Here is a 13486-nt window from a genome sequence, read left to right on the forward strand (position 1 = left end):
CAGAGATTGCTCCCGCTGGGGCGCGAAGCGGCCCCAAAAAATGGGAGTGCTACGCACTCCAGCGGGAGCAAGCTCCCTCGCCACAAAGAGGATCTTCACCTAGTGTCTTTCCAACAACAATAAAAGGACGCACCACCATGAAGTCATTCAAACCTGCCCTGCTCGCCGCAGCCCTGGCACTGCTCGCCCTGCCGGTGATGGCGGATCCTGCGCACCCCAAAATCGGTTTTTCCATCGACGACCTGCGCCTGGAGCGCTGGTCCCGCGACCGTGATTACTTTGTCGCCGCTGCGGAAAAGCTCGACGCCAAGGTGTTCGTGCAGTCTGCCGATGCCAACGAGCAGAAGCAGATTGCCCAGATCGAAAACCTGATCTCCCGGGGCGTCGATGTGATCGTGATCGTGCCGTTCAACGCCACGGTGCTGACCAATGCGGTGGCCGAAGCCAAGAAAGCCGGGATCAAGGTGGTGTCCTATGATCGCCTGATCCTCAATGCCGACATCGACGCCTATATTTCCTTCGATAACGAAAAAGTCGGCGAGATGCAGGCCAGCGGCGTGTTGCAAGCGGCGCCCAAGGGCAATTACTTCCTGCTCGGCGGCGCGCCGACGGACAACAACGCCAAGGTGCTGCGCGAAGGTCAGATGAAGGTGCTGCAACCGGCCATCGACAAAGGCGATATCAAGATCGTCGGCCAGCAATGGGTCAAGGAATGGAACCCCACCGAGGCATTGAGCATTGTCGAAAACGCCCTGACCCGTAACGACAACAAGATCGACGCTATTGTCGCCTCCAACGACGCCACCGCCGGCGGTGCGATCCAGGCCCTGGCCGCGCAGAAACTGGCGGGCAAGGTGCCAATCTCCGGCCAGGACGCTGACCTCGCAGCGATCAAGCGCGTGATCAACGGCACCCAGACCATGACCGTGTACAAACCGCTCAAGCTGATCGCTACCGAAGCGGCCAAGCTTTCGGTGCAACTGGCACGCAGCGAACAGCCGACCTACAGCTCGCAATATGACAATGGCAGCAAGAAGGTGGACACCATCCTGCTTACGCCGACGCCGTTGACCAAAGCCAACATCGACCTGTTGGAAAAGGACGGTTTCTACACCAAAGAGCAGATCGCCGGGCAATGACCGTGGCCGCCGATTACCTGCTGCAAATGAACGGCATCGTCAAAAGCTTTGGCGGTGTCAACGCTCTCAACGGCATAGACATCAAGGTCAAGCCTGGGGAATGCGTGGGCCTGTGCGGTGAAAACGGGGCGGGTAAATCCACCTTGATGAAGGTGCTGTCGGCGGTGTACCCGCACGGCACCTGGGAGGGGGAAATCCTCTGGGATGGGCAGCCGCTCAAGGCCCAGTCCATCCGCGAAACCGAGGCGGCCGGCATTGTCATCATTCATCAGGAACTGACCCTGGTGCCCGACCTGTCGGTGGCCGAGAACATTTTCATGGGCCACGAACTGACCCTGCCCGGTGGGCGCATGAACTACCCGGCGATGTTGCACCGCGCCGAGGCGTTGATGCGTGAACTCAAGGTGCCAGACATGAATGTGGCGCTGCCGGTGTCGCAGTACGGCGGCGGCTACCAGCAACTGGTGGAGATCGCCAAGGCCTTGAACAAACAGGCGCGCCTGTTGATTCTTGACGAGCCCTCCTCGGCCTTGACCCGTGGCGAAATCGAGGTGTTGCTGGACATTATCAAGGGCCTGAAGGCCAAGGGCGTGGCCTGCGTGTACATCTCCCACAAGCTTGATGAAGTGGCGGCGGTGTGCGACACCATTGCAGTGATTCGCGACGGCAAGCACATCGCAACCACCGCCATGGCAGACATGGACATCCCCCGGATCATCACGCAGATGGTCGGCCGCGAAATGAGCAACCTCTTCCCCATCGAGCACCATGAAGTGGGCGAGGTGATCTTCGAAGCGCGTAACGTCACCTGCTACGACGTCGATAACCCCAAGCGCAAGCGCGTCGACGACATCTCCTTCGTGCTCAGGCGCGGTGAAATCCTTGGCATCGCCGGCTTGGTGGGCGCCGGGCGCACGGAGTTGGTGTCGGCGCTGTTCGGCGCTTACCCCGGCCGCTACAGCGCCGAAGTATGGCTGGACGGCCAGGTGATCGACACGCGCACGCCGCTCAAGTCGATCCGCGCCGGGCTGTGCATGGTGCCCGAAGACCGCAAGCGCCAAGGCATCATTCCCGACCTGGGGGTAGGCCAGAACATTACCCTGGCGGTGCTCGACACCTACGCGCACATGACCCGCATCGACGCTGAGGCCGAACTGGGCAGCATCGACCAGCAGATCAGCCGCATGCACCTCAAGACCGCCAGCCCGTCGCTGCCGATCACCAACCTCTCAGGCGGCAACCAGCAAAAGGCCGTGCTGGCGAAAATGCTGATGACCCAGCCCAAGGTGCTGATCCTCGACGAACCCACACGCGGGGTGGACGTGGGCGCCAAGTACGAGATCTACAAATTGATGGGTGCGCTGGCCGCCGAAGGCGTGTCGATCATCATGGTCTCCTCAGAACTGGCCGAAGTGCTCGGCGTGTCCAACCGCGTGCTGGTGATTGGCGACGGCCAGTTGCGGGGGGATTTCATCAATGAAGGGCTCACCCAGGAACAGGTGCTCGCCGCCGCGCTCAGCCATAACCCTAATGATCGGAAGACCGCGTAGATGAATCAGGTCAAACACCTTTTTACCCGCTACAAGATGCTCGCGCTGGTGATCGCCGTGGCGTTCATCTGGTTGTTTTTCAGTTGGCAGACCGAGGGCGGTTTTCTCACCCCGCGCAACCTCTCCAACCTGCTGCGGCAGATGTCGATCACCGGGATATTGGCCTGCGGCATGGTGCTGGTGATTATCGGCGGCGAGATCGACTTGTCGGTGGGCTCGTTGCTCGGACTGTTGGGCGGGCTGGCGGCGATTCTGGATGTGGTCTATCACGTGCCGCTATTGGCCAACCTGAGCCTGGTGGCGCTGTGCGGCTTGATGATCGGCCTGGCCAACGGCTACATGACCGCTTACCTGCGCATCCCCTCGTTCATCGTCGGCCTGGGCGGAATGTTGGCGTTTCGCGGGATTCTGCTGGGGATTACCGGCGGCACCACCATTGCGCCGGTGTCGCCGTCGCTGGTGTATGTGGGCCAGGGGTATTTGCCCCACAGTGTGGGCGCGGGGCTTGGCCTACTGCTGTTCGCACTGACGCTGTTCCTGACCTGGAAGCAGCGGCGCAACCGCGCACTGCATGGCTTGGCCGCGCACGCTTTGGTGCGCGACGTGTTACGTGTGGTATTGATCGGCGCGGTGCTCGCCGGGTTCGTCACCACCCTCAACAGCTACGACGGTATCCCCGTGCCGGTTCTGCTGTTGCTGGTGCTGCTCGGCGTATTCAGCTACGTCACCAGCCAGACCGTATTCGGCCGCCGCGTGTATGCGGTAGGCAGCAATATGGAAGCCACACGGCTATCCGGCATCAACGTGCAAGCGGTGAAACTGTGGATCTTCGGCATCATGGGAGTGATGTGCGCGCTGGCCGGCCTGGTCAACACCGCGCGCCTGGCGGCGGGCTCACCGTCGGCGGGCAACATGGGCGAACTCGATGCCATCGCTGCCTGTTTTATCGGCGGCACGTCGATGCGCGGCGGCTCGGGCACCGTCTATGGCGCGTTGCTTGGCGCGTTGGTGATTACAAGTTTGGACAACGGCATGTCGATGCTCGATGTGGACAGCTACTGGCAGATGATTGTGAAGGGCAGCATTCTGGTGCTGGCGGTGTGGGTGGATGTGAGTACGCGCTCGGGCAGGCGATAACTCGTCCGCCAGAACACCACCGATCACCTGTGGGAGCTGGCTTGCCTGCGATGGCGGCGGGTCAGCCACCTGATGGACCGACTGACACACCGCTATCGCAGGCAAGCCAGCTCCCACATTTGATCTTCATGGCTCCCCCCACATTGATCTCATTTTTCCCTCAGGTTATTGCGGATAAAAACTAAAAGTCCATAATAGACAAATTAGTTTATCCGGAGAACCCCATGTCCACGACGCCCCTCGTCATCGACCAGGCCCAGGCCCGTACTTTATTGGCTCAAGTCGATGTACCCGCGATCCTGCGCAAACTGTTCCGCGACCTCGCCGCCGGGCAAGCGGTACAGCCGGCGCAACAGCTGGTGGAATTTCCCCAAGGCGCCGGGGATTTCATCAACTACCTGGGCGTACTGGTCAAAGATGGGGTGTACGGGGTCAAGACCTCGCCTTATATCGTGCGTGAACAAGGCCCCCTAGTGACGGCCTGGACCCTGTTGATGTCGATGCACAGCGGCCAGCCGTTGCTGTTGTGCGATGCCGCTGAATTGACCACCGCACGCACCGCCGCCACGACGGCGTTGGCTGTGGATGCGCTGGCACCGGCGGCAGCGCAACGCCTGGCGATCATCGGCAGCGGCAAGATCGCCCAGGCGCACCTGCGTTATGTGCAGAACCTGCGCGACTGGCAGCAGATCCGCCTGTACTCGCCAAGCCTGGGCAGCGCCAGCGCCGAGACGCGTGCGCAGTTGACCAGCCTGGACCCGCGCCTGAGCCTCGTCTCAAGTTGTGAGGCCGCCCTGGAAGACGCGGATGTGATCCTGCTGTGCACCTCGTCCGCCGGGCCGGTCATCGACCCCTCGCGCCTGAGCAAACCCGCGCTGATTACCTCCATCAGCACCAATGCGCCACGTGCCCATGAAGTACCGCCACATTGCCTCAACCAGATGCACGTGTTCTGCGACTACCGCCAGACCACTCCGGATTCGGCCGGTGAGATGCTGATCGCCAGCGAACAGCACGGCTGGGACAAACGCACGATTGTCGGCGACCTGCCCGAGTTGTTCAGCGACATGGCCCAGCGCCCCGACTACGATCGTCACGTCTTTTTCCGCTCCATCGGCCTGGGCCTGGAAGACATCGCCCTGGCCAATGCCCTGTATCGACTGTAGGAGCGAGCTTGCTCGCCAAGACCTCACAGGCACTGCGGTCACACAGAATCGGCGCGTTATCGTCAACGTTTTTCGCGAGCACGCACGCGCCTACAATGCTTATTTCAGGAGATATCCATGAGCCAGGCAGACTTCATCATTATCGGCGGCGGCATTGCCGGCGCGTCCACCGGGTTCTGGTTGTCGCAGCACGGCAAGGTGTTGGTGCTTGAGCGTGAAAACCACCCGGCCTATCACTCCACCGGGCGTTCGGCAGCGCTCTACACCGCCGCGTACGGCACCCCGCAAGTACGCGCGCTGACCTTGGCCAGCCGGGCCTTCTTCGACCAGCCACCCGCAGGCTTCTGCGAACATCCCCTGCTGACGCCCCGGGGCGAAATGACCGTTGATTTCAACGGTGACCCGGCCGAACTAGACAGCCAGTACCTGAGCGCCAAGGCGACCGTAGAGCAGGTGCAGCGCCTGACGGTCGATGAAGCCTGTGCACGCTTGCCGATCCTGCGCCGTGAAAAAGTCCACGGGGCAATCTACGACCCTACCGCCTGTGACATCGACACCGACGCCCTGCATCAAGGCTACCTGCGCGGTATCCGCCGCAACCAGGGCGAAGTGCGCACCGACAGCCATGTGCTGGGCTTGAGCCGCGACGCCGACGGCCTGTGGCAGGTGCGCACCCAGGATGCGACCTTCACCGCGCCGGTCATCATCAACGCCGCCGGTGCCTGGGCCGACCATATCGGCGGGCTGGCGGGCGCAGCGTCCATCGGCTTGCAGCCCAAGCGCCGCTCGGCCTTTGTCTTTGCCGGCCCCGAGGGCATGGACAGCCACGACTGGCCGATGCTGGTAGCCCTCGACGAAGCGTTCTACATGAAACCGGATGCCGGCATGTTCCTCGGCTCACCGGCCAACGCCGACCCGGTAGAACCCCAGGATGTGCAACCCGAAGAGCTGGATATTGCCATGGGCATTTACCAGATCGAGGAAGCCACCACCCTGACCATCCGCCGCCCCACGCGCACCTGGGCCGGGCTGCGCAGTTTTGTGCAGGACGGTGATTTGCTGTCGGGCTTTGACCCGCAAGTACCGGGGCTGTTCTGGGTGGCAGCGCAAGGCGGCTATGGTATCCAGACCTCACCCGCCATGGGCCAGGCAAGCGCCGCTCTGGTGCGCGGCGAACCGCTGCCGGAGGCACTGACCCGGTTCGGCCTGGACGCTGGTATGCTCTCCCCGGTCCGCCTGGAGCCCCATTGATGAACACCGCTGAACAAGACAAGGTCATGCAGAACTTTCGCGCGATCGCCGATGCAATCGCCACGTTGTTCTTTCCCCATGCAGAAGTGGTGCTGCATGACCTGCGCACGCAAACCGTGGATTACATCGCCAATAACCTGTCCAAACGCAGCCTGGGTGACGACTCGTCCCTGGAGGACATGCTCGACGGTGACGTCAGGGAGGTGAATATCGGCCCTTACGAAAAGCTCAACTGGGATGGCCAGAAAATCCGCAGCCTGAGCACCGTGCTGCACGACCACAAAGGGCGCAGGCTGGCTGTGTTGTGCATCAACCTGAATATTTCAATGTTCGAAACAGCCAAGGCGGCGCTGGATTTATTCCTGTCGCCAAGCAAGCTGATCGCACAGCCGGACGCGCTGTTCCGTGATGACTGGCAGGAGCGTATCAACACCTTCCTGCATGCCTGGCTGCGCGAGCGTCAGTTGAGCCTGAACCTGTTGACCCGCGACCACAAACGCGAACTGGTGCTGGCGCTGCATGCCGAAGGCGCATTCAAGGGCAAGAGCGCCTCCAACTATGTGGCCAATGTGCTGGGCATGGGGCGGGCGACGGTCTACAAGCATTTGAAGGAATTGAAGGCCTGATCAGTTGTAGGAGCGAGCTTGCTCGCGAAGAACTTTAACGATAACGCGTGCATTCTGGGTAAACGCGGTGCCTGAGAGTTCTTCGCGAGCAAGCTCGCTCCTACAAGAGTTCGATCCGCTAGAATCAGTCGCCGTAGATATCGGCCTTGAAGTACTGCTGTGAAATCTTCTGGTATTCGCCGCTGGCGCGAATGCCGTCGATGGCCGCATTCAATTCGCTGACCAACTCGCCATTACCCTTGCGTACTGCGATGCCGGCCCCCTCACCCACGTATTTCGGGTCTTCGAGCTCCGGGCCGACAAAGGCATAACCCTGCCCGCGCGGCATCGACAGGAAGTCGCTCAGGGGAATGGTGTCGGCAAAGATCGCATCCAGGCGCCCCGCTGCCAGGTCCATGTAGATTTCTTCGTTATTGCTGTAGCGCTTGACGTTGATGCCCTTGGGCTCGAACACCTCGGTGGCATAGCGGTCGGTGGTGGTGGCGCGCTGTACACCAACGTTCTTGCCCTTGAGGCTGGCGTACTGGTCATCCACCACGGCGCCGTCCTTCATCACCAGGCGCGACGAGGTGAAGTAGTACTTGTGGGTGAAATCCACCGACTTCTTGCGGTCTTCGTTGATGGTCATGGACGACAACGCCATGTCGATCTTCTTGACCTTGAGGGACGGAATCAGCCCGTCGAACTCCCCTTCGATCCACACGCATTTGACCTTCATTTGCGCACACAGGGCGTTGCCAATGTCGTAGTCGAACCCCACGATCTTGCCGTCACCGGTTTTGGAGGCGAACGGTGGGTAAGCGGCCTCAATGCCAATACGCAGGGTTTTCTCGGCGGCCAGCAGGTGGCTGGCGGCAAACAGGCTCAGGGCCAGGGCGGGAAGGAGATGGCGTTTCTTCATGGAGGGGTTCTCGCAAGTTGTTGTTGGTTTGGCAAGAGTGAAGAAAAACGTGGAGCGGCTATTTTGTACTTATAATTCCATACTGGACTTTTATGTGTTCAACCGTCAACAGGCAAAAAAAATGTGGGAGGGCTTGAGCCTTCCCACATCAGATCCTGCAGCACAGCTTGAACGTTACTTGGACACCGGCATCGCAAACTCCGCACCCTGCTCGATGCTCTCCGACCAGCGCTGCATGATCGACTTCTGCTTGGTGTAAAAACGTACACCCTCGGTGCCGTAGGCATGCATGTCGCCGAACAGGCTCTTCTTCCAGCCACCAAACCCGTGCCAGGCCATGGGCACCGGGATCGGCACGTTGATACCGACCATGCCCACTTCGATGCGCCGCGCAAACTCACGAGCAATGTTGCCATCGCGGGTGAAGCAGCTGACGCCGTTGCCGAACTCGTGGTCGTTGACCAGCTTCACTGCCTCGGCAAAATCGTTGACCCGTACACAGGCCAGCACCGGGCCGAAGATTTCTTCGCGGTAGATGCTCATGTCCTGGGTTACGTGGTCGAACAAGGTCGCGCCGAGCCAGAAGCCATTTTCCAGGCCGGGCTCGGTGGGCACGTAGTCACGGCCATCGAGCAGCAACTGCGCGCCGGCTTGCACACCCTGCTCAATGTAGCCACTGATGCGTTCCAGCGCGGCCCGCGACACGATCGGGCCCATCTCGGCTTTGAGATCGCGACCATCGGTGATGCGCAGCAGCTTGGCGCGTTCGGTCAAGGCGGCGATGACTTTGTCACCCACGTCGCCTACCAGCACCGCCACCGAGATCGCCATGCAGCGCTCGCCGGCACTGCCGTAGGCGGCGCCCATCAGCGCGTCCACGGTGCGTTCGATATCGGCGTCGGGCATCACCACCATATGGTTTTTCGCCCCGCCCAGGCCTTGCACGCGCTTGCCGTTGCGGGCGCCGCTCTCGTAGATGTATTGGGCAATCGGCGTGGAGCCGACGAAGCTCACAGCCTTGACGTCCGGGTGTTCGATCAGCGCGTCCACTGACTCTTTATCCCCCTGCACCACGTTGAACACGCCTTTGGGCAGGCCGGCTTCATGCAGCAACTCGGCCATGAACAGCGACGCGCTTGGGTCAGTCGGGCTGGGCTTGAGGATAAAGGTGTTACCCGCCGCAATGGCAATGGGGTACATCCACATCGGTACCATCACCGGGAAGTTGAACGGCGTCACGCCGGCGACCACGCCCAACGGCTGGCGCATCGTCCAGTTGTCCATGCCACGGGAGACCTGGTCGGAGTGTTCGCCCTTGAGCAGGTTGGGAATGCCGCAGGCAAATTCGAGAATGTCGATGCCACGGTCAACTTCGCCCTGGGCATCGGTGAATACCTTGCCGTGCTCGGCGACGATGATGCGCGCCAGGTCGTCCTTGCGTTCGCGCAGCAGGTGCAGGTATTGGAACAACACCCGGGCGCGACGGATCGGCGGGGTGTCGGCCCAGCCGGCAAACGCAGCCTGGGCGGCGGCGACGGCTTCGGCCACGGTATGGCGGCTGGCCAGGGCCACACGCGCGGTGACTTCACCGGTGGCCGGGTTGTAGACGTCCTGATAACGGTCATCGCGGCTGACGCGCTGGTCGTTGATGTAGTGCTCGATGGTTGCAGTCATGGCAGTCGATCCAGGTGGGTAGCGTTGGTCCACACGATAGGCTTTCGCTTTGTTCCGAACCAGAGCAGAATCCAGAACTTATTGTCCTTATATGCGAACAATACCCCCATGGAAAAGGCTGAGATCGAAGGGCTGTGGACCCACATTCACTGGCTGTCAGTGCTGGAGGAACAAGGCACCTACACCGCCGCCGCCGCGCGCCTGGGGGTGAGCAAGTCAGCGGTGAGCCAGCGCATTTCCGACTTGGAAAAGGCCACGGGCACCCGGCTGGTGACGCGCACCACCCGCAGCGTGCGGCTGACCGATGCAGGGCTGTCACTGACTCGCGAAGTACGCAGCGCCTACGCGCAGATCGCCCGCAGTTTTTCCTCGGTGCGCGACTCGGTCGGGGAAATACGCGGGCTGGTGCGCCTGACCGCCCCCGTGGCCTTCGCCCGGCAACAACTGGTGCCGCACCTGTCCGGCTTTTTGCAGCAGTACCCCCAGGTGCGTATTCAACTGGACGTCTCCGATGCCTTGAGCTCACTGGCCGCCGAGGGTTACGACCTGGCGGTGCGCCACGGCTTCCAGGTGCCCGAAACCCACGTGGCGTGGAAACTGTGCGACACCAACTCGGTACTGGTCGCCACCCATGATTACCTGCAACACCAAGGTGAACCCCGCGAGCCGGGCGACCTGTCGGCCCACAACTGCCTGTTTTACCCACGCGGCACCGACCAGCCCGCCTGGACCTTCGAACGCGGCAGCCAACCCCTCGAGCGCCTCACCGTGCCCATCGCCGGCAGCTTCGCCACCAATAACAGCGAAGCCTTGCGCGACGCCGCACTCAACCACCTGGGCATCGCCCTCCTCCCGGACTTCAGCGCCCAGGCGGCGCTGGACGCGGGCAAAGTGGTGCAGGTATTGAAGGACTGGACACTCAAAGGCGCGTTTGCCGATGAGATTTACCTCATTCGGCCCTACTCGCCCCATGTGCCCAAATCGGTGACCGTATTGGTAGGGTATTTGAAGGAAAAGCTGTCAGGCGGGTTTCAATTTGGTGGCTGCTGATGAAGGCTCTTGTAGGAGCGAGCTTGCTCGCGAAAAAACCGAGAACCCCGCGTTAAACCTGATAGCGCGCGTTATCGTTGGCGATCTTCGCGAGCAAGCTCGCTCCTACAGAGGACAGTGACCCAATCCTGTTGAATTCTTGCCTGATCCTCTGAACTTGAGGGCAATCGGATAGATAGCCCTTGCGCGTTGGTCTAGAGTTCGACGATGGGCGACTTCCAGTCGCACCGCTCCTATAAGAACTCAGCACCACCAACCGATGATCAGCAGGTGAGCCCGCATGGAATTACGTATCAACCAAAAGGCCTATCAGGTCGATGCCGAAGCCGACACCCCGTTATTGTGGGTGATCCGTGACAACCTGGGCATGACCGGCACCAAATACGGCTGCGGCCTGGCCCAGTGCGGCGCCTGTTCGGTGCTGGTGGACGGCAACGTGGTGCGCGCCTGCGTGACGCCCGTGGCCGGCGTGGTCGGTCGCGAGATCACCACCATCGAGGCCGTGGAGGCCGATGACGTGGGCAAGCGTGTGGTGGCGGCCTGGGTCGAACATCAAGTCGCGCAATGCGGTTACTGCCAGTCCGGGCAGGTGATGGCGGCCACCGCGCTGCTCAAACATACCCCCGCGCCGACCAAGGCGCAGATCGACGCGGCGATGGTCAACCTCTGCCGTTGCGGCACCTACAACGCGATCCATGCCGCCATGGATGCCTTGGCCGCCGGGAAGGAGACCGCCTGATGAACACCACCGAGATCATTCCCGGCGTTACCCTGGGCGAACCGATCAACCTGTCCCGTCGCCGCTTCCTGGCCAGCACCGCGGTGGGCGCGCTGGTGATCGGCTTCGGCTTGCCGCTGGGCACCTCCCGCGTGCAAGCCGCGACCGGCGCGGCCGCTGAGCGTGGAACCCAGGTACCCGCCTTTTTGGAGATTCGCCCAGACGGCAGCGTGCGCCTGCTAAGCCCCTTCATGGAAGGCGGCCAAGGTACCCACACCGCCATGGCGCAGATCGTCGGTGAAGAATTGGATGCCGACCCGGCCACGTTCATCGTCGAAGCGGCCCCGCCCGGCGAAGCCTACGTGGTGATGGAAAATGGCATGCGCATCACCGGCGGCAGCATGTCGGTGCGCATGAGCTACCCGACCATGCGGCGCCTCGGCGCCCTCGCCCGCGCGATGCTGATGCAGGCCGGCGCCGCGCAACTGCGCGTACCGCTCAGCGAGCTGACCACACAGCCCGGTCGCGTGGTGCACGCCGCTTCCGGTCGCTCCCTGGGCTACGGCGAATTGGCAGGTGCCGCCCTGGATATGCCGGTGCCCGACCCGGCCAGCATCACCCTGCGCGACCCGAGCCAGTTCCGCTGGATCGGCAAGCCGGTCAAGCGCCTGGATGCCTATGACAAATCCACCGGCAAGGCGCAGTACACCATCGACCTGAAAATCGACGGCATGCTCCATGCCGCCGTCCAGCATGCGCCACGCCTGGGCATGACCGTGGGCAGCCTGCGCAACCAGGCGCAGGTGCAAGCCATGAAAGGCGTGCATTCGGTTCACACCCTGCCCGGCGCCGTAGCTGTGGTAGCTGAACGTTGGTGGCATGCCAAGCGGGCCGTCGAAGCCATCCAGGTGGAGTGGCTTGAAGCCGCCGCCGACTCCACCGTGCGGGCCATGCCAGCGGATTTCTCCAGCGACAAGTACCGCGACTTCCTCGCCGCCCAGCAGGGCCCGGCCCGCGATGACGAAAACGAAGGCGATGTGGCCGGTGCACTGGCCAGCGCCAAGACCCGCGTCGAAGCCACCTACCACAACCAGTACCTCAACCATGCCCAGTTGGAACCGCCTTCAGCCCTGGCACGCTTTAACCCCGACGGCACGCTGGAGGTGTGGCTGCCTAACCAGGCGCCGGATATGTTCCGTGCCGACATTGCCAAGCGCACCGGTCTGAGCATTGAGCAAGTCACCCTGCACTCGCCGCTGCTGGGCGGTTTTTTCGGCCGGCATTTCCTGTATGACTCGGCAAATCCTTACCCGCAGGCCATTGCGCTGGCCAAGGCGGTGGGCCGGCCGATCAAACTGATCTGGAGCCGTGAAGAAGAGTTCGTGCGCGATGTATTGCGCCCGGTCGCCGTGGTCAAGTTCCGCGCCGCGCTGGATGACAAAGGCCTGCCCGTCGCCATCGAAGCGGTGAGCGCCACCGAAGGCCCCACCGAAGCCATCGCCGGCAAACAGGGCGACGCCATCGACCCTACTGCCCTGGAAGGGTTGTCGGGCAAGAGCTACGCAATACCCAACAAACGCATCGCACAGATTTACGTCAAAGGCCCGGCCATGCTCGGTTATTGGCGCTCGGTGGGTAACTCGCTCAATGACTTTTTCTACGAAGCCTTCCTGGACGAACTGGCCGACAAAGGCGGCCATGATCCCTATGAACTGCGCCTGCACCTGCTGCGCGACAACCCGCGCCTGACCACCCTGCTGCAAGCGGCCGCCGAGCTGTCTGGCGGTTGGAAGCGTGGGCCCTACACCGCCGAAGACGGCACCCGCCGTGCACGCGGCGTAGCCATGGCCTCGCCGTTTGGCTCCCATGCAGCGGTGGTGGCCGAGGTGTCGATCGAGAACGGCCAGGTCAAGGTTCATCACATCTGGGAAGCGATTGACCCGGGCAGCATCGTCAACCCGGCGATTGTGCAAGCGCAGGTCAACGGTGCCGTGGCGTTGGGCCTGTCGCAAACCTTGTTGGAGGAAGCGGTATACGTGGATGGCAAGCCAAGGGCGCGCAACTACGACCTTTATCCGGTGCTGCCGCCTTCGCGTATGGCGCAGGTACACGTGAAGATCGTCGAAAGCGGAGAAAAAATGGGCGGTATCGGCGAACCGCCGTTGCCGGCTGTGGCCCCGGCCGTGGCGAATGCCGTGGCGCAGCTGACCGGCCAACGCATCCGCAGTCTGCCTTTGAGCCGTTACACCTTCAGCTAACCGACAGGGAATGCCC

General features: G+C 62.0%; 11 protein-coding genes. 9 read left to right on the forward strand and 2 right to left on the reverse strand.

The window, feature by feature from the left end; genetic code table 11:
- The first annotated feature begins 137 nt into the window (after positions 1 to 137).
- From xylF to GIV26_RS06465, 6 genes are all read left to right on the forward strand, one after another.
- On the forward strand, positions 138 to 1139 hold the full coding sequence (xylF, locus tag GIV26_RS06440; protein WP_181124158.1) for a D-xylose ABC transporter substrate-binding protein: 1002 nt from the start codon (positions 138 to 140) through the stop codon (positions 1137 to 1139).
- On the forward strand, positions 1136 to 2689 hold the full coding sequence (gene xylG / locus GIV26_RS06445) for a D-xylose ABC transporter ATP-binding protein (protein ID WP_181124157.1): 1554 nt from the start codon (positions 1136 to 1138) through the stop codon (positions 2687 to 2689). Before xylF ends, xylG begins: the two co-directional genes overlap by 4 nt.
- The gene (locus GIV26_RS06450; protein ID WP_236279697.1) at positions 2690 to 3826 is read left to right on the forward strand and encodes a sugar ABC transporter permease; all 1137 of its coding nucleotides are present in this window, start codon (positions 2690 to 2692) and stop codon (positions 3824 to 3826) included.
- 224 nt (positions 3827 to 4050) lie between these two features.
- Positions 4051 to 4992 (forward strand): ornithine cyclodeaminase family protein, encoded by a 942-nt coding sequence (locus GIV26_RS06455; RefSeq protein ID WP_236279698.1) that lies wholly within the window; start codon positions 4051 to 4053, stop codon positions 4990 to 4992.
- Positions 4993 to 5109: 117 nt separating this feature from the next.
- The gene (locus tag GIV26_RS06460) at positions 5110 to 6243 is read left to right on the forward strand and encodes an NAD(P)/FAD-dependent oxidoreductase (protein WP_072448524.1); all 1134 of its coding nucleotides are present in this window, start codon (positions 5110 to 5112) and stop codon (positions 6241 to 6243) included.
- Complete coding sequence (locus tag GIV26_RS06465; RefSeq protein WP_236279699.1) at positions 6243 to 6869, forward strand: helix-turn-helix transcriptional regulator; 627 nt, start codon at positions 6243 to 6245, stop codon at positions 6867 to 6869. The genes GIV26_RS06460 and GIV26_RS06465 overlap by 1 nt, the downstream gene beginning before the upstream one ends.
- Before the next feature lie 124 nt (positions 6870 to 6993).
- On the opposite strand, the gene GIV26_RS06470 is transcribed toward GIV26_RS06465, so the two are convergent.
- Together GIV26_RS06470 and GIV26_RS06475 are read right to left on the reverse strand one after the other, a co-directional pair.
- A complete protein-coding gene (locus GIV26_RS06470) occupies positions 6994 to 7770 on the reverse strand; it encodes an ABC transporter substrate-binding protein (RefSeq protein WP_236279700.1) in 777 nt (258 codons plus the stop codon).
- A gap of 174 nt (positions 7771 to 7944) precedes the next feature.
- Positions 7945 to 9444, reverse strand: coding sequence for a CoA-acylating methylmalonate-semialdehyde dehydrogenase (locus GIV26_RS06475; RefSeq protein WP_236279701.1), 1500 nt, complete (start codon positions 9442 to 9444; stop codon positions 7945 to 7947).
- Positions 9445 to 9552: 108 nt separating this feature from the next.
- Here GIV26_RS06475 and GIV26_RS06480 point away from each other — a divergent pair, with 108 nt between their 5' ends.
- The 3 genes from GIV26_RS06480 to GIV26_RS06490 all read left to right on the forward strand — a co-directional run bounded on the left by GIV26_RS06480 (position 9553) and on the right by GIV26_RS06490 (position 13470).
- Complete coding sequence (locus GIV26_RS06480) at positions 9553 to 10494, forward strand: LysR family transcriptional regulator (protein WP_236279702.1); 942 nt, start codon at positions 9553 to 9555, stop codon at positions 10492 to 10494.
- A gap of 280 nt (positions 10495 to 10774) precedes the next feature.
- A complete protein-coding gene (locus GIV26_RS06485) occupies positions 10775 to 11233 on the forward strand; it encodes a (2Fe-2S)-binding protein (RefSeq protein ID WP_014718046.1) in 459 nt (152 codons plus the stop codon).
- Positions 11233 to 13470, forward strand: coding sequence for a xanthine dehydrogenase family protein molybdopterin-binding subunit (locus tag GIV26_RS06490; protein WP_198861905.1), 2238 nt, complete (start codon positions 11233 to 11235; stop codon positions 13468 to 13470). Before GIV26_RS06485 ends, GIV26_RS06490 begins: the two co-directional genes overlap by 1 nt.
- Positions 13471 to 13486: the final 16 nt, after the last annotated feature.

The sequence above is a fragment of the Pseudomonas sp. PA-1-3F genome, from assembly GCF_021609665.1.
Lineage (GTDB): Bacteria > Pseudomonadota > Gammaproteobacteria > Pseudomonadales > Pseudomonadaceae > Aquipseudomonas > Aquipseudomonas paracarnis.